Raw genomic sequence first — 23,183 nt, 5'->3', positions numbered from 1 at the left:
AAATATATATAAAAAATTATGGTTTAACCCGGCATGTAAAGTTTGGCCGGGTTAAACCATCGAAAAAAATCCTGTATAAAAAGCCATTAACGGCGGTACATGAGGTCTGAGCTGATCAGTTTCATGAATTCCGCGCGGGTGGCGCCATGTTCAAACTGCCCGCTGAAAGCGGAAGTGGTGGTAACGGAATTCTGTTTCTGCACGCCGCGCATCATCATGCAAAGGTGCTGCGCTTCTATCACCACGGCCACGCCCTGCGGCTCCAGCGTTTCCTGGATGGCGTCCAGTATCTGGTGCGTGAGGCGCTCCTGCACCTGCAGGCGGCGGGAAAAAATATCCACCACGCGCGCGATCTTGCTGAGACCGGTGATATAACCGTTGGGGATATACGCCACATGCGCTTTTCCGAAGAACGGCAGCATATGGTGCTCGCACATGGAATACAGCTCAATATCTTTCACGATCACCATTTCGCTGTACGCTTCGGTGAATTTGGCACTGTTCAATATTTCCTTCGCGTCCTGCTGGTAGCCCTGGGTAAGGAATTGCATCGCTTTGGCCACCCTTTCAGGGGTTTTCAGCAATCCTTCCCGCCCCGGATCTTCCCCCAACAACCTGATGGCGTCCTTGTAATGTTCGGTCAATCCGGTTGTAACCTTATCGTCGTACGATTCTTCCTTGTTGTAAGCCATGTCTTTGCGTTATGATTATTTGCCGCCGTAGTACTCCACGTATATCTTGGGAGTTTCGTGCAGCTTGATGCAATGCAGCTGAACGGTGCCCGGCAGGTGTTGTTCCAGTTGTTCCCAGATGGCAATCGCAACATTTTCGGCAGAAGTGAATTTGTCTTTCATAAAATCCACGTCCATATTGAGGTTCTTGTGGTCAAGCTTCTCCACGATCACGTCTTTGATAAGCACGCCAAGGGTTTTGGCATTGAATACGAACCCGGTTTCAGGATCGGGCTCGCCTTTAATGGTTACGTGCAGCTCATAATTATGGCCATGCCAGTTATCATTGGCGCATTTCCCGAACACTTCCAGGTTCTGCTCCTTGCTCCACTGCGGGTTGAATAACTTGTGTGCCGCATTAAAATGCTCCACGCGCGTCAGATAGATCATCTTAGTCTGATAAATTTCTGCAAAAATAAAGCAATTCAATGAGAACCGTACTTTTGCAGGATGAAAGTACTCGTTGCCGCTGCCACGGAAGCGGAAATAAAGCCGTTGCTCAACTGGCTGGCGGATACCCAGGTTCCCGGTGTGGAAGTGCTCATCACCGGTATCGGCATGGCCGCCACCGCTTATTCCCTGGGCAGGCGTTTTGCTGATAACCGCCCGGAAATAGCCATCCAGGTGGGCATCGCAGGCAGCTTCAGGCACGAAAGGCCGCTGGGCGAAGTGGCCCTTGTTGCCCGGGAAGTGTTTGGCGACCTGGGCGCGGAAGATCACGGCCGGTTTACGGACCTGTTCGGGATCGGCCTCTGGCAGCATGACATGCACCCGTTTACACATCACCATTTAATAAATCCATTGACGCTCTTCCCCGAAAGCCTGCAACAGCTGCCGCAGGTGACGGGCGTGACCGTCAATACCGTTAGCGGGGAAACGGCCACCATCGCGCAGCTGGAACAACTGTACCAGCCAGACCTGGAGAGCATGGAAGGCGCGGCCTTCCACTACGCCTGCCTGATGGACGACATCCCTTTCCTGCAGCTGCGCGCCGTATCCAATTACGTGGAGGTAAGGGACAAGCGTAAATGGAATATCCCCCTGGCAGTGAAGGAGTTAAATGAAAAACTCCGGGAACTGATCATTGAATTGACTGCCTGAGGAACCAGGGATATCCCGCCATTGCGTACTTTTATACCGTCAAAAAATACAACAGATGAACCTGAGCCTTGGATTTTCACCCTGCCCGAACGATACATTTATTTTTGACGCCCTGGTAAACGGCGCCATCGATGCCGCCGGCCTCCGGTTCGACACGCAGCTGGAAGATGTAGAAACCCTCAACCAGTGGGCCGTTCAGGGCAAGCTGGATATCACCAAGCTCAGCTTTGCCGCCGGCCTGAAAGTGGCCGATAAATATGAGCTGCTCAACAGCGGCAGCGCCCTCGGCCGTGGCTGCGGGCCCTTGCTGATCGCGAAGGAGGCCGTGCCGCTGGAGCGCGTCAAGGATATGAAGATCGCGATACCCGGCGCTTTTACCACTGCCAACCTGTTATTTTCCATTGCTTTCCCGGAAGCGGCCAATAAACGGGTAATGCTGTTTTCGGATATCGAACAGGCGGTACTGTCCGGGGAAGCAGATGCCGGGGTGATCATCCACGAGAACCGGTTCACCTACCAGCAGAAAGGGCTGGTAAAGCTGATCGACCTCGGTGAATTCTGGGAAACCAAAACCGGCCAGCCTATCCCGCTTGGCGGCATTTTTATCCGGAAAGATATTCCCGCGGAGGTCCGCGCTAAAGTGGACCAGCTGATCCATCAGAGCTTACAGCACGCCTATACGAAATACCCCGCCCTCTCCCCTTATGTAAAAGCGCATGCGCAGGAAATGGACGAGAACGTTATGCGTCAGCATATTGATCTTTATGTAAATGAGTACAGTCTTGACCTGGGAACGAAAGGAAAAGAAGCGGTGGAGAAGCTGAAGGAAATGGCGGCGCTGCAACAGGACTGATCTATTTCTTCAACGCCTTCGCATACGTTTCCAGCGCGCGTTTCCGCGCAGCTTCGTGCGAGACCATTGGCAAAGGATAAGTTAATTCATCTATTTCCGGCACCCACCGGCGGATATATGCGCCGTCTTTATCGAACCGCTGCGCCTGCAGCATGGGGTTGAACACCCTGAAGTAAGGCGCTGCATCGCAGCCGCTGCCCGCAGCCCATTGCCAGCCGCCGTTGTTGGCGGCAAGGTCGTAGTCCAGGAGTTTTTTGGCGAAATAAGCCTCGCCCCAACGCCAGTCCACCAGCAAATGTTTGGTCAAAAAACTGGCGGTGATCATCCGCACGCGGTTGTGCATGAACCCTGTCGCATTCAATTCCCTCATGCCCGCATCTACAATAGGGTAGCCGGTTTGGCCCTCACACCACAGCTCAAATTCTTTTTCGTTGTTGCGCCATTGGATGTTGTCGTATTCCCTCCTGAACGAGCCGCTTACCACATGCGGGAAATGCCAGAGGATCATCTGATAGAACTCGCGCCAGATCAACTCATTCAGGAAAATTTCATTCAACCCCTTTGCCCTTGCGGCCAACCGGCGGATGCTCACCGTACCGAAACGCAGGTGCACGCTGAGCCGGCTGGTGCCGTGCTGCGCTGGGAAATCACGCGTCTGGTCGTAATGCCGGATGAGCGCATCTTCTGCGTCGCCCGGCGGAAAGTTGCGCGCTGTGGGTATGAAGCCTAGGTTTTCCAGTGCGGGAACAGGTATGGCGGGCTGGCGGTGGAAATGCTGTTTATATACTTCAACGGGGTACGGCTTCAGCTGGAACGCATCCAGCTTCGATTTCCATTTACGGCTGTAAGGAGTGAACATAGTGTAGGGCTCACCGTTATCTTTCAGCACTTCCTTCCTGTCGAAAATAACCTGGTCTTTATAAGTGTGGAATCCGATGTTCAGCGCCCGGAGCTGCTCTGCCACCGCGGTATCGCGCTGGCGGGCATAAGGTTCATAGTCGTGGTTCGTGTATACGGCCGCAATATCATAATGGCCGGCCCAGTACCGGAAAGCTTCCTGCGGACTGCCGTGAAACACATGCAGGGTGCTGCCTGCTGCTTCCAGCGTTGCCTGCATGCGGGCAAGCGCGTCATGAATGAACTGCACACGGCGGTCCGCCTTGTCTTCCAGGTCATGGAGGATATTGGTATCGAAAACAAAGACCGGTACCACCGGCCTGCCACTGCGCAGCGCGTGGTAAAGCGCGGCATGATCGTGCAGGCGGAGGTCTCTGCGCAGCCAGCATAATACTACTTTCATGAACAACCTTTAAAGCATGGATTCGTACAGCATTTCATGCAGGATGGCGGACGTGGCGTTGCCATAACTGCTGTTGCGGAAGCGGCCTACCCAGCGGATACCGTAAATGGCATTGGTCAGGAAAATCTCGTCCGCATATTGCAGGTCCTTCAGGCTAAGCGGCTGTTCCGTTATACTGAAGGGCAATTCCTTTTGCAGCAGGTATTTCCGCATCACTCCGCATACGCAGCCTTCGGTGAGCGGCGGGGTGTACACCTTGTTGTCGCGTACGATGAAAATATTGGCGATCGTGGTATCCGCCACACGGCCGTTCTGATTGAGCAGCACGGTTTCGTTTACATGGTGCTCTTTGGCGTACAGCGCGGCCAGCACATATGGCAGGCAGTTATTGGATTTGACGCTGGAAATCTTGTCGCAGCTTTTCACTGCGTCAGGGAACACGTCCAGCAGCAGGCCGGTGGAGTTCAGCTCGAATATATGCTCGGGCAGTTCCCAGCTTTGAATGATGAAGTGAGGGGTATGGTCCACAGGATCGTACAGCCCGGTGCCCGCCCTCCAAACGGTAAGGCGCACACGCGCAAGTTCGCTGACGCTGTTGAGGCGGCATAGCTCCCTGATAAGGCCTGTAAAATAATCTTTCGTAAAGTGCGCGGGTATGTGAAAATGCAGAAGATGCAAACTGGCGATCAGTCTCTCGAAATGTAGATCTGCCAACAACAGTTGCCCCTGATACACTTTCATGGTTTCAAAACATCCGTCGCCGTACCTGAAACTGCGGTTATCCACGGTCAGCAACGGTTTATCTCCCGCCATGAATTTTCCGTTATAACACAATTGCATACTGAAAGTTACGATTATAAAATCATTTCAGGAACATCTCCCTCAACTATCAGCCGGCCCGCGGTTTTAGCTTTTATTTCTTCAACAGTTACGCCAGGAGCCCGTTCCAGCAATTTAAAGCCATGGTCCGTTACGTCCAGCACCGCCAGTTCGGTCACTATTTTTTTAACGCAGCGCACGCCGGTAAGGGGCAGCGTGCATTGGGGCAGCAGCTTGCTTTCGCCTTTGGGATTGGTATGCATCATGGCCACGATAATGTTCTTCGCCGAAGCCACCAGGTCCATGGCGCCGCCCATGCCTTTCACCATTTTGCCGGGTATTTTCCAGTTGGCAATGTCGCCGTTGTCTGCCACTTCCATGGCACCCAGCACGGTAAGGTCCACCTTGCCTGCGCGTATCATGCCAAAGCTTTCCGCCGAATCGAAGAACGCGCCGCCGGGCAGCACGGTCACGGTTTCTTTACCGGCATTGATCAGGTCCGCATCCATCTCCTCCTCCGTCGGGTAAGGCCCCATGCCCAGCATGCCGTTTTCGCTTTGCAGCATAATGGAAATGCCCGCGGGCACGAAGTTGGACACTAATGTCGGTATGCCTATGCCGAGGTTCACATACATCCCGTCGCGCAATTCCTGTGCTATACGTTTGGCAATGCCATATTTGTCGAGCGCCATGTGTCAGATTTTTACGGTTTTACGTTCAATGCGTTTCTCATAATTGCCGCCCTGGAAAATGCGGTGCACATAAATGCCGGGCACATGTATGGCGTCGGGGTCCAGCTCGCCGGGCTGCACGAGCTGCTCCACTTCGGCGATCGTGATGCGTCCCGCTTTGGCCATGGAAGTGCTGAAGTTGCGGGTGGTTTTCCGGAACACGAGGTTGCCCATGGTATCGCCTTTCCAGGCTTTTACGATGGAAAAATCCGCATGCAGCGCCAGTTCCATCAGGTAATCCTTCCCATTGAAGTTGCGCGTTTCTTTGCCTTCCGCTATTTCGGTCCCGAAACCTGCGGGGGTAAAAAATGCGGGTATGCCCATGCCCGCCATCGCGATACGCGTGGCCAGCGTGCCTTGGGGAATGAGGTCCACTTCCAGCTCGCCGGAAAGCAGCTGCCTTTCGAACTCGGCGTTTTCGCCTACGTACGAAGACATCATCTTTTTGATCTGCCTTGTTTTGAGCAGGAGGCCCAGGCCGAAGTCATCTACCCCTGCATTGTTGGAGATGCAGGTCAGCTCTTTGGCGCCGCTGCGGACGAGCGCCGCAATGCAGTTTTCAGGAATGCCGCAAAGACCAAAACCGCCCAGCATCAGGGTCGCGCCGTCGGTTATCCCGGCGATGGCTTCATCGGCGTTAGCAACTAATTTCTTCATGTTTTGGTGTTATATCAGGATCAGGGTAATATCAGTTTCAGACTGTCTGAGCTGGGCCAGAACAGCGAATCGCGGCGGGTGCGGCCGCCTGCGGCCCTGGCTTCGCGCTCGCGCTGCTCGCGTTCGGTGGAGTCCATCACTTCGCGCTTGCGCTTCACGATCTCGCCCATTTCTTTGTAGATGATCTCCAGCCGGTCCGGGTGCGCTTCATAGAACTTGTAGCTGCGGGAGAACTCCTCGCGGGTAATGCCGTGCAGCTGAAGCACCTGGCTGTAGTAGGTCTTCACCCGCTGCTCCTTCACGGAATCAGGCACCAGCAAGGTGTCCATCTGCTGGTCGCGACCCCATACCTCGGCGTAATTCATATCCAGCAAAACATCCCGCATCTTATCTCTCGGCAGCACGTCCGAAGGCGTGCGGTCTGCATTGCCGCAAGCCAGCATCAGGCCTGTCAGTAATATCACGGCCGTTTTTCGCATGTTCTTCATTTATCTTAATTGCTGATATTTATTGGCGTTCGGCACGTCCAGCGTGGAAAGCAGCTGCCCTGCCCTCACTTTTTCCTGCGGCGGCGCTTTGGAAAAGACTTTCATCAGTTCGTCGCTTTTGGCAAGGAAAAATGCCTGCACGATCATGGAATTGGGCAGCTCCTCATGAATGCCCATGAGCATGTTCAGGCAGTTCATGATCGCGGCGCGGCCCTTGTTCACGTCCTCGTACATCATATCCAGGCCAAGGCGGTGATACTGGTACATCACGTCATGAAAGCGGCTGAACTTCACGTTCAGCAGGTTGTCCTGTATCCAGTAGCGGTTCCTGTTGCCTTCAAATGCTTTCCAGCCGGAAATATCTTTCCCGTCGGGCGCATTATTCACAATATTAAGGGCTTTTTTAAAGAAAACGTCACCGCCGCGGGGTGAAAAAGAATCGGCGTCGAGGCCGATGATGACGTAGTTGTAGAACGCGAGGATGGCGGTGAGATTGGATGCGAGCGGGTTGTTGCCCACGATGCGCTGCTCGTTGAATTCCAGTGGCTGGAACTCTACGTACTGGAACACGACGTTGGGGTCCTGTATGTTGAGGATGCTGGAATTGTAGGAGGAATTGAAGACCGGGCGTGCGGCCTGTATGGTAAGCGATGCTTTATAGGTATTGTTGCCCAGCGCCTGGGTCACGTTCAGCATGAAGTTGCATTCTATCCTTTCGCCGGGGGCGTATGCATCGTCGGACCAGCGGCGGTTGTTGATGAACTCCGCCATGGCCGTCTGCAGCGTGGAAAACACTCTCCGGTCCGTACTGTTCCCCAATTGCGGGCCAGGCTGAACGGTCACATTGGCGCGAAGTTCCTGGGCCTCTGCTGATACGAAGCAGGTTAACAGGCATAGGCAGGAAAACAGAATCTTTCTAAGCATGTTGCAATTCGATTATAGCCTTTACGATGGTATGCGCCACGTCCTGCTTGGATTGCAGGGGCAACGCCTGCTCCTGGCCGTCGCGGCGGAGCAGTGTCACTTTATTGGTGTCGAAATTAAAACCTGCGCCGGGATCGTTGAGGGAGTTGAGCACTACCATATCCATGTTCTTGTCGTTCAGCTTCTTCAGCGCATACTCCTTTTCGTTGTTGGTTTCCAGTGAAAACCCTACCAGCAGCTGGCCGTTCTTTTTGCTGCCGCCGATGGTGCGGGCGATGTCCGCCGTTTTTTCCAGCTCCAGGTTCATATCATCATCCTTCTTCTTGATCTTTTTATCCGCCACATTGCGCGGCCTGTAATCGGCCACGGCGGCGGCCATCACGATAATGTCCGATTGCGGGGCCAGTGCCGTGCAACGGTCGAACATATCGGCGGCGGTCACCACGCGGGAAACGGTGATGCCGGGGTGAAGGGTGGAAAGCGGCGTGGGGCCCAGCACCAGCTGTACTGCGGCGCCTGCGGCGGCCAGGGCTTCCGCGAGCGCGATGCCCATTTTACCGCTGGAATGGTTGCTGATAAAACGCACCGGGTCTATCGGTTCCTGGGTGGGCCCGGCAGACACCAGGGCGGTCTTGCCTTTGAGCGGCATTTCCTTTACCGGTTCCTGGAAAAAGGAATACAGGAAAGACACAATGGCTTCCGGCTCTGCCATGCGGCCTTCGCCGAACAGGCCGCTGGCCAGCTCTCCGCGGTGAACGGGCAGCTGGCGGTTGCCATAACTGAGCAGTTTGGCCACATTGCCTTTGGTGGCAGGGTGCAGCCACATATCCTCGTCCATGGCGGGGGCGAACAATACCGGGCAGGTGGCGGAAAGGTATACCGCCAGCAGCAGGTTGTCGCAGATGCCGCCGGCCATTTTGGCGATGGTATTGGCGGAAGCGGGGGCGATGAGCATTACGTCCGCCCAGCGGCCGAGCATTACGTGGTTGCTCCAGCTGCCGTTTTCGCTGACGTGCACGCCTACTTCGTTCTTAGAGAGGGTGGAAAGGGTGAGCGGGGTGATGAAATCGCAGGCGGAGGGGGTCATGATCACCTTCACCTGGGCGCCTTCCTTTACGAGCAGGCGCACGAGCAGGGCTGCTTTATAAGCCGCGATGCTGCCGGATACGCCCAATAGAATTTTTTTCCCTTGTAACATGGTGGCAAAACAAAAGCGGCAGAACGATACATTCTGCCGCTATGAAGGTAATATTTTTTCGATAACCGATGAGGATCAGCTGTACAGATCGTCGTCGTTCTTACGGAAGTAAATTTTGTTGTCCAGGAACTCGTTGGTAGCCTGGATGGCTGAATTGGCCAGTCTTTCGTAAAAACGTGAGATCTCGATCTGCTCCTTGTTCTCATGCACTTCTTCCAGGTTGTCCGTATGGCTGGCGAACTCTTCCAGTTTGGAATGCAGCTCTTCCTTTACGGTAATATTGATCTGGTTTGCCCTTTTGGCAATAATGGCAATCGACTCGTACAGGTTACCGGTCCTGTTCTTGATATCGGTGGTGTTCCTGGTTTCTACCCAGGGGTTTATGCTACTGGTTAGACTTCTCTTTAGTTTGCTCATTTTCCAGGGATTTGATGTTATTTTTTGCTAAGGTAAAGTATTTTTCGGCATCTGGCTTCAGTTTGCTGGTCGGGTAGCGGTCTGAGAACTCCAGGTACTCGGTTAAAACGGTTTCGTAGCGTTCTTTCTGTTTGTAATAAACGCTGTTTTTGGCGTACAGGTAATAGCTTTTGATGGCCATGTACTTGTAGCTGTCGCTTTTTTCTGAATCGGGGTAGGCCCTCATCAGGCTTTTGAAGCTCACGCCGGCGGCTTTGTAATGGCCGAGATTATAGTACAGTTCGGCGGCGTTAAACTCTTTCTGTTCCAGCTTCCTTCTCAGCAGGTCTATCACCACATTGGCTTCCGCGGCTTTCTCGGAATTGGGATAGGTGTTGATGAAGGTCTGCATGGCAGCGATGGCTTTCATGCTGCTGGTCTGGTCCAGCGGCACTTTAGGTGAGAGCTTGTAATAACAATAAGCCTGCTGGTAGTCGATCTCCATGGCCCGGGGGCTGCTGGGCAGCGCTTCCAGGTAGTTTTTGAAATGGAAAGCGGCCTGGGTATAGTCTTTCAGGTAGAAAGAGCAGTAGGCATATTTGTAATACAGGCCTTCGAACTTGTCGGTGCCTTTGAAAATGGGGATCATCTCCTCGTATAAAGTCTGCGCCATCTGGTATTTTTTCTTTTCGTACATCTTGTCGGCGTACGCAAGTTTCTTTTCCAGGTCGTTGCTTTTTTCGATCCTCCGCAATTCCCTGTTACAGGAGACGGAGCCGATGATAAGGGCCAGCAGGCCGGTATATAAGAGAATTTTCCTCATAAAAAAGAATCGCAAAGGTACGAATTAAAAGCAAATAACGGTAGTAAAGAAGAAAGCGGCAGTTAAAATTTTGCAAAAATGGTGAAAATGAGCCTTTCCGGGGTTGTCAACATTTTTATTCACATTGTCCACATTTTATCCACACACAACTCACATCTATTCACATCCCGCCTGAATCCATACCCTTCAAAGCCGGTCTTGCAGGCATTATGCTCCTGTGGAAAAAATATATAATACATTTTTTCGGTTAAAAGTGGGAAAAAGTGTTATTTTGTGTTAGAAAATGGAAATCAGGTACTAAAACTCAGCATGACAGGATTTTTAGGTGAATATGAAGCAACGCTGGACGCGAAAGGGCGCTTCCTGCTCCCTGCCGGTTTTAAACGGCAGATCGCAGAAAGTGCGGGTAACCAGTTCGTGCTGAACCGTGGGTTTGAGAAATGTCTGACGTTGTACCCGATGAACGAGTGGCAACCTATCCAGGAGAAGATCGGCAAGCTGAATGATTTTGACCCGAAAGTTAGGGAATTCCGCCGCTATTTTCTGAACGGGGCCACCATCCTGGAGCTGGACAGTGCAGGCAGGCTGAACATCCCCAAGAACCTGATGGCGCATGCCGGGCTGGACAAGGACATTGTGCTCACGGCGGCCAACAACAAAATTGAGATCTGGGACAAACAGAAATACCAGGAGTTCTTTGATAATTTTTCACCGGAATCCTTTAGCAGCCTGGCACAACAGGTAATGACGGGGGGCGACGGGCCAAACCTTGGATTGTAAAACGGCGCATATGGAACCTTCTCAGTATCATCTGCCCGTTCTCCTTCACGAAGTGGTGGCCAATATGGATATCCGTGCAGACGGGACCTATGTGGACGCGACGTTCGGCGGGGGCGGTCATTCCAGGGCCATCCTGGAAAAGCTGGGCCCGCAGGGCAGGCTGATAGTGTTCGACCAGGATGAGGACGCCTACCGCAACCGGATCGTGGATGAGCGGGTGACCTTCGTGCGGGAGAATTTCCGGCACCTGCACCGCTTCCTGAAGCTGCATAAGGCGCTGGAAGCAGACGGGCTGCTGGCGGACCTCGGGGTTTCCTCCCACCAGTTCGACACAGGGGCCAGGGGGTTTTCCACCCGGTTCGACGGGAACCTGGACATGCGGATGGACACGCGCAACAGCCTGACCGCCGCGGATGTGCTCCAGACGTACTCCGAGCAACACCTGCACCAGATCTTCCAGGACTACGGCGAAGTGACCAACTCCCGTACCCTGGCTAAAACGATCGTACAGCTGCGGAAAGCGCATCCTTTACGGACCATCGGCGAATTCAAATCACTCATACAGCCTATCGTGAAAGGCAACCCCGCAAAATACCTCGCACAGGTCTTCCAGGCCCTGCGGATAGCGGTAAACGATGAACTGGGCGCCCTCAAAGACCTGCTCACACAATCGTCGCAGGTATTGAAGCCGGGCGGCAAACTGGCCATCATCACCTTCCATTCGCTGGAAGACAGGCTGGTGAAGAACTACATGAAGGCAGGCGCCTTCGAAGCAGCGGATGAGAACCCGTACAGCTTTGAAACCCCGCCCAAACTGTTCAAGCTGATCACTAAAAAGCCCGTAACGGCTGGTGAAACGGAATTGCGGGCCAACCCGCGAAGCAGGAGCGCCAAATTAAGGGTCGCCGAAAAGATATAGCCGTTACTGTTACTTCCATCCTATCCCCTGATCACCGAGAAAAAATTATTGCGGATAAACTGTCGTTAAACTTGTAAGCGTTGCAGCAAGAAGAAAAGCATATACAGGAAGACTTGATCCCGGAGGATCTTCCCCGGGAGCCCAGGAAAGAATGGCGCCTGCGGATCAACTACCAGCTGATCACCAGGAACCTTCCGTTCCTGCTGTTCCTCGCCGTGATTGCGCTGGTGTACATCGCCAACAGTCACCTCGCGGAAAAGAAAGTACGCCGCATCAACAAGCTGAGCCGCGAGATCAAGGAACTGAAATGGGAATACCTCAGCGTGAAAAGCGAACTGATGTTCCGCAGCAAACTGAGCGAAGTGAGCAAAGCCGTGGAGCCGCTGGGCCTGAAAGAACTGAGCACCCCGCCGCAGCGCATTGAAGTGAAAGAAGCGAAAACCGAGGAATAACAAATTAAACGATACTGACTAACCCGGCATGGAGATCAAGAAGGACATACTATGGCGAGCATATCTTTGCCTCATTGGCATGGGCGTTTTTGCTGTGGCTATCCTCGGCAGGGTCTTCTTTATCCAGCACATCCAGGGCGATTACTGGCGCAGCATGTCAGACAGCCTGCACACCGAGTTCATGGACCTGGATGCCGACCGCGGCACCATCTATTCCGAAGAAGGCCGCATGCTTTCCACATCCATCCCCTATTTCGATATCAGGATAGACTTCGGGGCAGACGGGCTGCGCGACCAGAAGAAGCCCGCCTTCACCGAAGAAAACGTAGATTCCCTCTCCACCCGCCTGGCGGAACTTTTCATGGACAAATCTGCGGCAGCCTACAAAAAACTGCTGAAAGAAGGGTTCAAGGAAAAGGACCGCTATTTTTTACTGAAACGCAACATCCGCTTCGACGAATACCAGCAGCTCCGCACCTTCCCCATTTTCCGCCTCGGGCGCAACAAGGGCGGCCTGATCGTTGAAACGAAAAATAAACGCATCAACCCCTTCAAGCTCCTCGCCAACCGCACCATCGGCCTTTCCCGCGAAAACGCGCAGAACGTGGGCCTGGAAAGGACCTACGACGAAAACCTCAGCGGCGTGACCGGCAAACGCCTCATGCGCCGCATCGCCGGCGGCACCTACATGCCCGTGGAAGGCTACGATATTGAACCGGAAAACGGCAAAGACATCATCACCACCCTGGACGTGAATATGCAGGACATCGCAGAGAACGCCCTCATGAAAATGATGATCTCCAACGAAGCGGAACACGGTACCTGCATCCTCATGGAAGTGAAGACAGGCAAGGTTAAAGCCATTGCCAACCTTGGCCGCCAGAAAGACGGCAGCTACTGGGAAGACCAGAACTATGCCCTCCACGTAGGCGAGCCCGGATCCACCTTCAAGCTGGCTACCATGATCGCGCTGCTGGAAGACGGTTTTGTAACCCCCAATTCCATGGTGGACCTGAACTATGGCCGCTGGCCCATCAACCGCCGCGTGGTGTATGATTCCGAACCTCACCACTTCACCACCGTGACCGTTAAAAAGGCGTTCGAACGCAGTTCCAACGTGGGTATGGCAAAGCTCGCCTACCAATATTATTATAAGAAACCGAACGATTTCTCCGCCCACCTGAAAAGGCTGCACCTGGACAAACCGACCGGCATCGATCTCGTAGGCGAAGGCACGCCGCGCATCAAAACCACGGAGAACAAGAGCTGGAGCGCCGTTACCCTGCCCTGGATGGCCTTCGGGTACGAAGTGCTGCAAAGCCCGCTGCAAACGGCCATGCTGTACAACGCCGTGGCCAACAACGGCAAAATGATGAAGCCTTACCTGGTGAACAGCGTCATGGAATACGGCCAGCCGGTGAAACAGTTTGAGCCGGTAGTGCTGCTGGACAGCGTTTGCTCCGCCCGTACGCTCAAGCACCTGAAAGATATGCTCGAAGGCGTGGTGCTGAACGGCACAGCCGCCAAACTGCAAACGCCTTATTACCGCTTTGCCGGCAAAACAGGCACCGCGCTGGTAGCCAACGGCAACCGCGGTTATGTGGACAAGATCTACCAGTCCTCTTTCGCCGGTTATTTCCCGGCAGATGATCCGCAGTACACCTGCGTGGTAGTGATCAAGAACAAACCGCATGCGGCCAAGTTCTATGGCGGTACTGTTGCAGGCCCCGTGTTCAGGGAAGTGGCGGATAAATTATATGCGTTGGCCGTGCAGAAGCCGATGCCCGTGCAGCAGGCCGGCGGCCTGGATACGCTGATGGCTATCAAGAACGGCAAAGGCAGCGAATGGCGCAGCGTGGCCCGCGCGCTCAACCTGCCCTGGCAGGGAAGCCTCACGGCATCCAACTGGGTAAGCGCAGCTATTGAAGGCAACAAGCTCAGCTTCGAACCGATCAAAGCCGCATCAGGCACTGTGCCGGATGTGAAGGGCATGGGATTGAAAGACGCGCTTTACCTCCTGGAAAATGCGGGACTGCGCGTAGTGATCAAAGGAGCTGGCAATGTGACCAGCCAGTCACTGCCCGGAGGTACCAGCATTGGAAAGGAACAGACGATTATTATAGAGTTAAGCTAATAGAGATGAGGTCGCAAGACCCCATCAGGCAAATAAAAAGACGAATAAGAACTGATGAAAACGCTGCGGGAAATATTATACAATGTAAACATCGTGCAGGTGCTCGGCAATAACGACATTGCCATTCACGCCCTGCATATAGATTCCCGCCAGATCAGGCCGGGCGATGCTTTCATTGCCATCCGCGGCCTGGCGGCAGACGGGCACGACTTCATCTCCAGGGCCATTGGCCAGGGAGCTGCCGCCGTTATCTGCGAAACCGTGCCTGACACTATTTCGCCGGATGTTTGTTATGTACAGGTCGCCAACAGCCACCAGGCCGCCGGCGTAATGGCAGGCAACTTCTACGACAACCCTTCCCATCAGCTGAAGCTGGTAGGCGTAACCGGCACCAACGGCAAAACAACCATCGCCACCATGCTGTTCAGGCTGTTCACCCGCCTGGGCCACACCTGCGGCCTGCTGAGCACCGTGCAGAACCAGATCGGGGACAATATCATTCCCGCCACGCATACCACGCCCGACCCCGTGAGCCTGAATGCCCTGCTGGCCGACATGGTAGCGCAGGGCTGCGATTACGCCTTCATGGAAGTAAGCTCCCACGCCGTACACCAGCAGAGGATCGCGGGACTGAAGTTCGCCGGGGGCATATTTTCCAATATCACGCACGATCACCTGGACTATCATAAAACATTCGACGAATACATCCGGGTCAAAAAAGCTTTCTTCGACAGTCTTCCCGCCACCGCGTTCGCCCTCACCAACCTGGACGACAAACGCGGCACCGTGATGCTGCAGAACACCAAAGCGCACAAGGCCACTTACAGCCTTCGCACCATGGCGGATTTCAAAGGTAAGATCCTGGAAAACAACCTTACCGGCCTCGTTATGCTGGCAGGCGAAAGGGAAGTGCACTTCCGGCTTATCGGCGAGTTCAACGCATACAACCTGATGGCAGTTTACGGCTCGGCCGTGCTGCTGGGTAAAGATAAAGACGAAGTGCTGGCCGCCCTCAGCGATATACAGGGCGCCGAAGGCCGCTTCGATTACATCGTTTCCAAAAACCTCCGCGTGATCGGCATCGTGGATTATGCACATACGCCGGACGCCCTGCTGAATGTGCTCGCCACCATCAAGAACCTCCGCGAAGGCCATGAGCAGATCATTACCGTGGTAGGCTGCGGCGGCGACAGGGACACGGCCAAACGTCCCGTGATGGGCCAGGTGGCGGCGGAACACAGCGACCGGGTGATATTCACCTCGGACAATCCCCGCTCGGAAGACCCGCAGGAGATCATCCGGCAGATGGAAACAGGCGTAGCTGTGCATCAGCGCCGCAAAACCATTTCCATTGCCGACCGCAAAGAAGCCATCAAAACAGCGGTGAGCTTCGCGCAGCAGGAAGATATCATTCTCGTGGCCGGGAAAGGCCATGAAAAATACCAGGAGATCAAAGGAGTAAAACACCCGTTCGACGATAAACAGGTATTGATAGAGATATTCAACCTTTTAGAAAAATAATCAGATCACGACCGTTATATATGTTATACTATCTTTTCAACTATCTCAAAACAGAATTCAACTACACCGGCACCGGAATGTGGCAGTACATCACGTTCCGCGTTACGATGGCGTTATTGCTGTCTCTCGTGATCTCATTACTGCTCGGTAAAAGGATCGTGCATTACCTGCAGCGCAAGCAGATCGGCGAAACCATCCGCGACCTGGGCCTGGCGGGCGAACAAACCAAAAAAGGCACTCCCACCATGGGCGGCCTCATCATCCTTTCCGCCATCGTGATCCCCACCCTGCTGTTTGCCCGGGTGATGAACGTGTATATCCTCCTGATACTGCTCTCCACCATCTGGCTGGGCCTCATCGGGTTTATCGACGACTACATCAAGGTATTCAAGAAAAATAAAGAAGGCCTCGCGGGCAAGTTCAAGATCCTCGGCCAGGTAGGCCTGGGGCTGATCATCGGCACTACGCTGTATTTCAACGACAACGTGGTGATGTCGCGCGAGGTGATGACCGGCAAAAAGCTGGCGCCTTACGAAAGGGTGATCAGCAGCACTGAAAGGATCACCGAAGACGGGCATAAGTTCGTGGACGTGAAAACGCCCATCACCACCATCCCTTTCGTAAAAAATCATGAGTTCAACTACGCGAAGCTGATCTCCTGGATACCCGGTGCGGAGAAATACACTTACCTGCTGTACATCCTCATCGTGATCGTGATCATCGTGGCCGTTTCCAACGGCGCAAACCTGACGGACGGGCTGGACGGGCTGGCAACGGGCGTTTCGGCCGTGATCGGCATCGGGCTGGGCATATTTGCGTATGTGAGCGGCAACATCCTGCTGGCGGAGTACCTGAACATCATGTACATCCCGAACCTCGGCGAGCTGTCCATCTTCATCGCCGCGTTCGTGGGCGCCTGCGTTGGTTTCCTCTGGTACAACGCTTACCCGGCGCAGGTCTTCATGGGCGATACCGGCAGTCTTGCCCTGGGCGGCATCATCGCTTCCCTGGCGATCATTGTGCGGAAAGAGCTGCTGCTGCCCCTCATCTGCGGCGTATTCTTCGTGGAAAGCCTCAGCGTGATGATACAGGTCACTTATTTCAAATACACGAAAAGGAAGTATGGAGAAGGCCGCCGCGTGTTCCTCATGAGCCCGCTGCACCACCATTACCAGAAGCTCGGCTACCATGAAAGCAAGATAGCTGTGCGTTTCTGGATCGTGACCGTGATGTGCGTGGTATTTGCAATCGCCACTTTAAAAATGAGATAATGCGACTCGTTATACTTGGTGCCGGAGAAAGCGGAATAGGTGCGGCCCTGCTGGGGAAAAAACAAGGGTTCGACGTTTTTGTGTCGGACGGCGGGCAGGTAAAGGACATTTATAAACAGGAACTGGCGGTGAACCATATTCCTTTCGAGGAAGGCCATCATTCCTGGGACATTATACTCGGTGCGGATGAAATAGTGAAGAGCCCGGGCATACCGGAAAAAAGCGAGCTGATGAAGAAAGTGCGGGAGCGCGGGGTGCCGGTGATATCGGAGATAGAGCTGGCCTGGCGCTTCAGTAAGGATAAAAAGATCATTGCCATCACGGGAAGTAACGGGAAAAGCACCACCACGGCGCTCACCCACCACATTTTCCGCACCGCCGGGCTGAACGCCGCGCTGGTAGGAAACATTGGAGTGAGTTATGCCAGGCAGGTGGCCACGGAGCCCGCGGATTATTACATCATCGAGATCAGCAGCTTCCAGCTGGACGATATCGTGGAATTCAAGCCGGATGTGGCGATCCTGCTGAACATCACGCCCGATCACCTGGACCGCTACGATTATAAAATGGAGAACTATGTGGCGTCGAAATTCCGCATAGCCATGAATCAAACGAAGGAAGATTATTTTATTTATTGTAAAGACGATCCTGAGATCAGGAAACATTTAGCATCGAAACCCATTTTTTCAGAACCAATACCTTTTAGCATTATGGAACCATTGAACGAAGGAGGATTTATAGCAAACGACCAGCTGAACATTCAGGTGAAGGATGAACCGGTAATTATGTCTATGTACGACCTGGCTTTAAAAGGTAAGCATAACTTATATAACTCAATGGCAGCAGGCATAGCAGGCCGCACAATGGATATACGGAAAGAAAAGATCCGCGAAAGCCTCAGCACTTTCTCAAGCCTGGAGCACCGGATGGAATACGTAGCTACTGTGCGCGGTGTGGACTTTATCAACGACAGCAAAGCTACCAACGTCAATTCCGTATGGTTTGCGCTGGAAAGCATGGAACGCCCCGTGATACTGATCATGGGCGGTGTGGACAAAGGCAATGACTACAGCGCCATCCGCGACCTGGTGAGGGAAAAAGTAAAAGCGATCGTTTGCCTGGGCGTAGATAACCGCCCGATCCACGAAGCCCTGTCGAAAGACATGGAAGTAATGGTGAACACAGACAACATGAAAGACGCTGTAGCAGCGGCCTTCAGGCTGTCCAGCAAAGGCGACGTGGTATTGCTTTCCCCCGCCTGCGCCAGCTTCGACCTCTTCAAGAATTATGAAGAGAGAGGCCGCCAGTTCAAGGAGGCAGTGAGAGAACTTTAATCATTTTAAACGAACAACGTGAACAACTTACTTCAAAGGACGAAAGGCGACAAGGTGATCTGGACGATCGTGTTCTTCCTGTCTGCAGTAAGCTTGTTGGCAGTATACAGTTCAACCGGCTCTTTGGCATACCGCGTTTACAGCGGGCATACGGAATATTACCTGTTCAAGCAGCTGTCTGTGCTCGTACTGGGCATCCTGATCATCTATTTCGCGCACCGGGTGAATTACACCATCTATTCACGCGTGGCGCAGATCGGGTTCCTCGTGTCGATCCCGCTGCTGATCTATACCCTGGCGTTCGGTTCCAACCTGAACGACGCCAGCCGCTGGATCAGGCTGCCGGTGATCAACCTCACGTTCCAGACTTCCGATATCGCGAAGCTGGCGCTGTTCATGTACGTGTCCCGGCAGCTGAGCCGCAAGCAGGCGGTGATCACGGATTTCAGGAAAGGGTTCCTCCCGATCATCGTTCCCGTAGGCATCATCTGTGCGCTGATCATGCCTGCGAACATGAGTACAGCTTTATTGCTGGGTGCCAGCTGCATGCTGCTTTGCTTTATCGGCCGCGTGCCGCTGAAGTTCCTGCTCGGCATGGCAGGCGGCGCGATGGTACTGGTATTGCTCATGTTCCTGGTGGCGAATGTGACCGGGATGGAAGGGCGTACCAAAACCTGGGAGAAACGCGTTGAAAGTTTTTTCAGTAACGAAGACAGCGACGTGCCCTACCAGGTGCAGCAATCCATGATCGCCATTGCCGGCGGCGGAACGCTGGGAAAAGGCCCGGGCAACAGTACGGCGAGAAATTTTTTGCCGCACCCTTATTCGGACTTTATTTATGCAATTATTCTTGAAGAGTATGGTATCTTTGGCGCCTTTTTAGTGTTGGGCGCGTACCTGATCCTGCTCTTGCGAAGTATAAGGATTTTTAAGAACTGTCCGTATGCCTTCGGCGCATTCCTGGCCCTGGGCCTGAGTGTGACGCTGGTGATACAGGCGCTGATGCACATGGCGGTGAACGTTCACCTGCTGCCGGTAACAGGGCTCACCCTGCCGCTGGTAAGTATGGGCGGATCATCGGTGATATTCACCAGTCTTGCCATCGGCATCATTCTGAGCGTATCAAGGAATGTTGAAGAAATAGGCGCGAAGCAGGAGGTTACCAATCCTGCGGTTGCCGCATAAAGGAATAATATTTTTGAATTTGGCACATAAAGTAATCATAGCAGGCGGCGGAACAGGAGGTCATATCTTCCCGGCCATTGCCATTGCCAATGCCCTCCGCAAGCTGGAGCCGGATATCGACATCCTGTTCGTGGGCGCTAAGGGCAAAATGGAAATGGAAAAGGTGCCGCAGGCGGGTTACCCGATAGAAGGCCTGGAGATAGCAGGTTTCAACCGCAGCAACATGCTGAAGAACCTGCTGCTGCCGTTCAAGCTGCTGAAAAGCCTGAACCAGGCAAAAGGCGTGCTGAACCGCTTCCAGCCGGATGTGGCCGTGGGCGTTGGCGGATATGCCAGCTTCCCCGTTCTGCGCCAGGCGCAGCGCAGGGGCATTCCCACGCTGATACAGGAACAAAATTCCTGGGCCGGCAAAAGCAACAAGATACTCGGCCGCAAGGCACAAAAAATATGCACAGGGTACGAAGGGATGGAGAAGTTCTTCCCCGCTGAAAAACTCCTCTACACCGGCAACCCCGTTCGCGGCGCCATCACGCAGAGCGCCGTTACGAAAGACGAAGCGCTTCGCCACTTCGGGCTGATGATGGGAAAACCCACCATACTGGCCGTTGGCGGCAGCCTGGGCGCAAAGTCCATCAACGAAGCGCTGCTCCCCCACCTGGCGGAGTTTGTGAACAAGGATGTGCAGCTGATCTGGCAAACCGGCAAACTGTACTACGAACAGGCCAAAGCCGCCGCGGGGCCGTTCAACACGCATGTGAAAGTGTACGACTTCATCAACGTGATGGACTTTGCCTACAAAGCCGCCGATGCGGTGATCTCCCGCGCGGGAGCCCTGGCCATTGCCGAGCTTTGCGTGGTGAAAAAACCGTCCATCTTCGTGCCGTACCCGTTCGCAGCCGAAGATCACCAGACGCAGAACGCGCTCAGCCTAGTACATAAACAGGCAGCGCTGATGATCAAAGACGATGAAGCGTTCACCCGGCTGGCCAATGAAGCGCTCAGCCTGGTGCAGAACAAGGCGCTGATGGAAAAATTAGAAACGAACATTGCCCCGATGGGCAATGCAAACGCAGATATGACGATCGCCCGGGCCGTGCTCGGACTGATCAAATAATATTTATCCCCGGATGGAGCTAAAGAAGATACATAGGATCTATTTTATAGGCATCGGCGGCATCGGTATGAGCGCCATTGCACGGTTCTTCAACGAGAAGGGCGTGGCAGTGAGCGGTTACGACCGTACCTCCACCCTGCTCACGCAACAGCTTGAAGCCGAAGGCATCCGCATTCATTATTCGGAAGACCTGGAGCAGATAGACCGCGCGGCGGACCTGGTGGTGTATACACCTGCCATCCCGGCTTCACAGAAAGAACTTGTGTTCTACCGGGAAAACGGTTACGAAGTAGTGAAACGCAGCGACGTTCTCCAGGAGATCACCCGCGAGCTGTTCGCCATCACCGTGGCCGGCACTCATGGAAAAACCACCGTAAGCACCATGATCGCGCAGCTGCTGCGCCATTCTGGCTACGGCTGCAACGCTTTCCTGGGCGGTATCAGCTCCAACTACGGCAAAAATTTCTGGAGCAGCGAAAAACCGGTGGCAGTTATTGAAGCCGATGAATACGACCGCTCCTTCCTGAAGCTGAGCCCGGATATTGCCGTGCTCACCGCCATGGACCCGGACCACCTGGACATCTACGGCACCGAACAGGCCGTGGAAGAGGCGTTCATCCAGTACAGCGGCAACATCAAGCCGAACGGCACCCTGCTCGCCAGGCACGGCCTGCCCCGCGGCGCCGAGCTGAAAGGCGATCACCGGATCACCTACAGCCTGCAGAATGATGCGGCAGACATCTACGCCACCAATATCCGCATGGAAAACGGCGGCTATGAGTTCGACGTGGTGCGGCAGGACTGGCTCATAGACAACGTAAAGCTGCACCTGGGCGGCATGCACAACGTGGAGAACGCGGTAGCGGCCATCGGCGTAGCGCACCTGCTGGGCATCAGCAACGAAAAGATCCGCGCGGCAGTGGGCGACTTCAAAGGCATCCGCCGCCGCTTCGATTACCTGGTGAAAAACGACCGCATCGTATACATCGACGATTACGCGCATCACCCGGAAGAGCTGCGGGCGTTGATCACCAGCGCCAAAACCCTTTTCAGGGGAAAGAAGTGCACGGTCATTTTCCAGCCGCATCTCTTCACCCGCACCCGCGACTTTGCCGAAGGCTTCGGGGAAACGCTTTCGCTGGCGGACGAAGTGATACTGCTGCCCATATACCCGGCGCGCGAACTGCCGATAGCTGGCGTGACCAGCGAAATGATCGCGGGAAAGATCAAAGGGCCGGAAGTGATCATCCTGGAAAGGAACGCCGTGCCGGACTGGATCCGCAGCCACCGGCCGGAATTGCTGATCACCGCGGGCGCGGGAGACATAGACCTGCTGCGCGAACCATTGACTGAAATATTGAACTGACAAAAAAACTGATATCAAACATGCAACCTAAAACCAAGACAGCCTTCAAACGCATCGGCATCGTGCTCCTCTGGAGCGGCGTGCTGGTTGGCTTTGCCGTGCTGCTGGCGGCCGCGGTGCATGACAAGGAAAGCGAAAAGTGCAAAGGCATTCACGTTACCCTGCAGGGCGACGACCGGAATGCTTTCATCGATGAAAAAGATATCAAACAGCTGGTCATTACCGACAAAAGTCAGAACCCGGTAGGCATGCCCATCAGCCAGATCAACCTGGCCAACCTGGAGCGCGTGGTGGAGAGCGATCCCTGGGTACGTTCCGCAGAGCTGTACCTGGACAACCAGGACATCCTCAACGTGAACGTGGTGCAACGCGATCCCGTAGCGCGGGTGTTCACCTTCTCCGGCAACAGCTTTTACCTGGACGAACAAAGCGAGCGCATCCCGGTATCAGACCGGTTCTCAGCCAGGGTGCCCGTGTTCACCGGCTTCCCCACTGATGCGGTGCAGCTCAGGAAAGAAGACAGCCCGCTGTACAGGCAGATCGGCGACATGGCGCGTTACATCGCGGCAGACACCTTCTGGAACGCGCAGGTGGAGCAGGTGATGATCACCGGCGACAGGAAATTCGAGATCATTCCCAAGCTCGGCGATCATGTGATCGTATTCGGGGATGGTTCGGATATAGACACTAAATTTTCCAAGCTGCTGATCTTCTACCGTGAAGGTTTAAGCAAAGCAGGCTGGAATACTTATTCACGGATAAACATAGCGTATCATGAAGAAGTGATCGGAACACGCAGAGATGGAAAGAGCGCTCCCCCGCCGCCGATGTACAGGGATTCGTCCATTGCAGACGTAACCATGGATGCAGACCTCGCGCCACCGGCGGCCGTAACGAACCCCAAGCCAGCGGATAAACCGGCTGCTGTAAAACCAGCAACAAAGCCAGCTGCAAAGCCGGCCAAACCGGCAAAACCCGCTTCCAGACCCGCTGCCAGGCCAGCCAGCCGGAATTCCGGCGCAACGCCCAAGGCAGTGTATAACAGACCTAATAATAATCGTAATCGCAACTAAAAACAATAAAGAA

The 23,183-nt window shown here is 54.1% G+C and carries 24 protein-coding genes; 13 read left to right on the top strand and 11 right to left on the bottom strand.

What is annotated here, in order from left to right; genetic code table 11:
• Positions 1-86: 86 nt before the first annotated feature.
• Together folE and ACTJIK_RS09830 are read right to left on the bottom strand one after the other, a co-directional pair.
• Positions 87-692 carry a GTP cyclohydrolase I FolE gene (folE, locus tag ACTJIK_RS09835; protein ID WP_440646197.1) on the bottom strand — a complete coding sequence of 202 codons (606 nt, stop codon included), beginning with the start codon at positions 690-692 and terminating at the stop codon, positions 87-89.
• 15 nt (positions 693-707) lie between these two features.
• A complete protein-coding gene (locus ACTJIK_RS09830; protein ID WP_346319086.1) occupies positions 708-1,121 on the bottom strand; it encodes a 6-pyruvoyl trahydropterin synthase family protein in 414 nt (137 codons plus the stop codon).
• 60 nt (positions 1,122-1,181) lie between these two features.
• Between ACTJIK_RS09830 and mqnB the strand changes: the two genes are divergently transcribed.
• Positions 1,182-1,832, top strand: coding sequence for a futalosine hydrolase (gene mqnB / locus ACTJIK_RS09825; protein ID WP_440646196.1), 651 nt, complete (start codon positions 1,182-1,184; stop codon positions 1,830-1,832).
• Between the two features lie 55 nt (positions 1,833-1,887).
• Complete coding sequence (locus tag ACTJIK_RS09820; protein WP_440646195.1) at positions 1,888-2,685, top strand: 1,4-dihydroxy-6-naphthoate synthase; 798 nt, start codon at positions 1,888-1,890, stop codon at positions 2,683-2,685.
• Between the two features lies 1 nt (position 2,686).
• Here the strand turns inward: ACTJIK_RS09820 and ACTJIK_RS09815 are convergent, their stop codons facing one another.
• The 9 genes from ACTJIK_RS09815 to ACTJIK_RS09775 all read right to left on the bottom strand — a co-directional run bounded on the left by ACTJIK_RS09815 (position 2,687) and on the right by ACTJIK_RS09775 (position 10,021).
• Entirely contained in the window at positions 2,687-3,985 is a 1,299-nt protein-coding gene (locus ACTJIK_RS09815) for a cryptochrome/photolyase family protein (RefSeq protein WP_440646194.1), read from the bottom strand.
• A gap of 9 nt (positions 3,986-3,994) precedes the next feature.
• A complete protein-coding gene (locus tag ACTJIK_RS09810; RefSeq protein ID WP_440646193.1) occupies positions 3,995-4,798 on the bottom strand; it encodes an aminotransferase class IV in 804 nt (267 codons plus the stop codon).
• A 41-nt stretch (positions 4,799-4,839) separates the two neighbouring features.
• The gene (locus tag ACTJIK_RS09805) at positions 4,840-5,496 is read right to left on the bottom strand and encodes a 3-oxoacid CoA-transferase subunit B (RefSeq protein WP_440646192.1); all 657 of its coding nucleotides are present in this window, start codon (positions 5,494-5,496) and stop codon (positions 4,840-4,842) included.
• Positions 5,497-5,499: 3 nt separating this feature from the next.
• On the bottom strand, positions 5,500-6,192 hold the full coding sequence (locus tag ACTJIK_RS09800) for a CoA transferase subunit A (RefSeq protein ID WP_440646191.1): 693 nt from the start codon (positions 6,190-6,192) through the stop codon (positions 5,500-5,502).
• A gap of 20 nt (positions 6,193-6,212) precedes the next feature.
• The gene (locus ACTJIK_RS09795) at positions 6,213-6,671 is read right to left on the bottom strand and encodes a DUF4296 domain-containing protein (RefSeq protein ID WP_440646190.1); all 459 of its coding nucleotides are present in this window, start codon (positions 6,669-6,671) and stop codon (positions 6,213-6,215) included.
• Positions 6,672-6,680: 9 nt separating this feature from the next.
• A complete protein-coding gene (locus tag ACTJIK_RS09790; protein WP_440646189.1) occupies positions 6,681-7,604 on the bottom strand; it encodes a DUF4835 family protein in 924 nt (307 codons plus the stop codon).
• Positions 7,597-8,802 (bottom strand): bifunctional phosphopantothenoylcysteine decarboxylase/phosphopantothenate--cysteine ligase CoaBC, encoded by a 1,206-nt coding sequence (coaBC, locus tag ACTJIK_RS09785; RefSeq protein ID WP_440646188.1) that lies wholly within the window; start codon positions 8,800-8,802, stop codon positions 7,597-7,599. The genes ACTJIK_RS09790 and coaBC overlap by 8 nt, the downstream gene beginning before the upstream one ends.
• A gap of 75 nt (positions 8,803-8,877) precedes the next feature.
• The gene (locus tag ACTJIK_RS09780; RefSeq protein WP_440646187.1) at positions 8,878-9,219 is read right to left on the bottom strand and encodes a DNA-directed RNA polymerase subunit omega; all 342 of its coding nucleotides are present in this window, start codon (positions 9,217-9,219) and stop codon (positions 8,878-8,880) included.
• Entirely contained in the window at positions 9,188-10,021 is an 834-nt protein-coding gene (locus ACTJIK_RS09775) for an outer membrane protein assembly factor BamD (protein ID WP_440646186.1), read from the bottom strand. The genes ACTJIK_RS09780 and ACTJIK_RS09775 overlap by 32 nt, the downstream gene beginning before the upstream one ends.
• 309 nt (positions 10,022-10,330) lie before the next feature.
• Between ACTJIK_RS09775 and mraZ the strand changes: the two genes are divergently transcribed.
• The 11 genes from mraZ to ACTJIK_RS09720 all read left to right on the top strand — a co-directional run bounded on the left by mraZ (position 10,331) and on the right by ACTJIK_RS09720 (position 23,170).
• Positions 10,331-10,801, top strand: coding sequence for a division/cell wall cluster transcriptional repressor MraZ (mraZ, locus tag ACTJIK_RS09770; protein ID WP_440646185.1), 471 nt, complete (start codon positions 10,331-10,333; stop codon positions 10,799-10,801).
• Between the two features lie 10 nt (positions 10,802-10,811).
• Positions 10,812-11,720, top strand: a complete 909-nt coding sequence (gene rsmH, locus ACTJIK_RS09765; RefSeq protein ID WP_440646184.1) for a 16S rRNA (cytosine(1402)-N(4))-methyltransferase RsmH — start codon at positions 10,812-10,814, stop codon at positions 11,718-11,720.
• An 80-nt stretch (positions 11,721-11,800) separates the two neighbouring features.
• A complete protein-coding gene (locus ACTJIK_RS09760; RefSeq protein WP_440646183.1) occupies positions 11,801-12,172 on the top strand; it encodes an FtsL-like putative cell division protein in 372 nt (123 codons plus the stop codon).
• A gap of 28 nt (positions 12,173-12,200) precedes the next feature.
• A complete protein-coding gene (locus ACTJIK_RS09755) occupies positions 12,201-14,306 on the top strand; it encodes a penicillin-binding protein (protein WP_440646182.1) in 2,106 nt (701 codons plus the stop codon).
• A 54-nt stretch (positions 14,307-14,360) separates the two neighbouring features.
• On the top strand, positions 14,361-15,827 hold the full coding sequence (locus ACTJIK_RS09750) for a UDP-N-acetylmuramoyl-L-alanyl-D-glutamate--2,6-diaminopimelate ligase (RefSeq protein WP_440646181.1): 1,467 nt from the start codon (positions 14,361-14,363) through the stop codon (positions 15,825-15,827).
• A gap of 20 nt (positions 15,828-15,847) precedes the next feature.
• The gene (gene mraY / locus ACTJIK_RS09745; RefSeq protein ID WP_440646180.1) at positions 15,848-17,098 is read left to right on the top strand and encodes a phospho-N-acetylmuramoyl-pentapeptide-transferase; all 1,251 of its coding nucleotides are present in this window, start codon (positions 15,848-15,850) and stop codon (positions 17,096-17,098) included.
• Positions 17,098-18,432: a UDP-N-acetylmuramoyl-L-alanine--D-glutamate ligase gene (gene murD, locus ACTJIK_RS09740; RefSeq protein ID WP_440646179.1), complete on the top strand. Its 1,335-nt coding sequence runs from the start codon at positions 17,098-17,100 to the stop codon at positions 18,430-18,432. The genes mraY and murD overlap by 1 nt, the downstream gene beginning before the upstream one ends.
• A gap of 18 nt (positions 18,433-18,450) precedes the next feature.
• Positions 18,451-19,617 (top strand): FtsW/RodA/SpoVE family cell cycle protein, encoded by a 1,167-nt coding sequence (locus tag ACTJIK_RS09735; RefSeq protein ID WP_440646178.1) that lies wholly within the window; start codon positions 18,451-18,453, stop codon positions 19,615-19,617.
• A 19-nt stretch (positions 19,618-19,636) separates the two neighbouring features.
• Entirely contained in the window at positions 19,637-20,731 is a 1,095-nt protein-coding gene (murG, locus tag ACTJIK_RS09730; protein WP_440646177.1) for an undecaprenyldiphospho-muramoylpentapeptide beta-N-acetylglucosaminyltransferase, read from the top strand.
• A 13-nt stretch (positions 20,732-20,744) separates the two neighbouring features.
• Positions 20,745-22,097 carry a UDP-N-acetylmuramate--L-alanine ligase gene (murC, locus tag ACTJIK_RS09725; protein ID WP_440646176.1) on the top strand — a complete coding sequence of 451 codons (1,353 nt, stop codon included), beginning with the start codon at positions 20,745-20,747 and terminating at the stop codon, positions 22,095-22,097.
• Between the two features lie 20 nt (positions 22,098-22,117).
• Complete coding sequence (locus tag ACTJIK_RS09720) at positions 22,118-23,170, top strand: cell division protein FtsQ/DivIB (protein ID WP_440646175.1); 1,053 nt, start codon at positions 22,118-22,120, stop codon at positions 23,168-23,170.
• Positions 23,171-23,183: the final 13 nt, after the last annotated feature.

It is taken from the genome of Chitinophaga sp. 22620, from assembly GCF_052044405.1.
Taxonomy (GTDB): Bacteria; Bacteroidota; Bacteroidia; order Chitinophagales; family Chitinophagaceae; genus Chitinophaga.
This window is presented reverse-complemented; position numbering and strand designations above follow the sequence as displayed.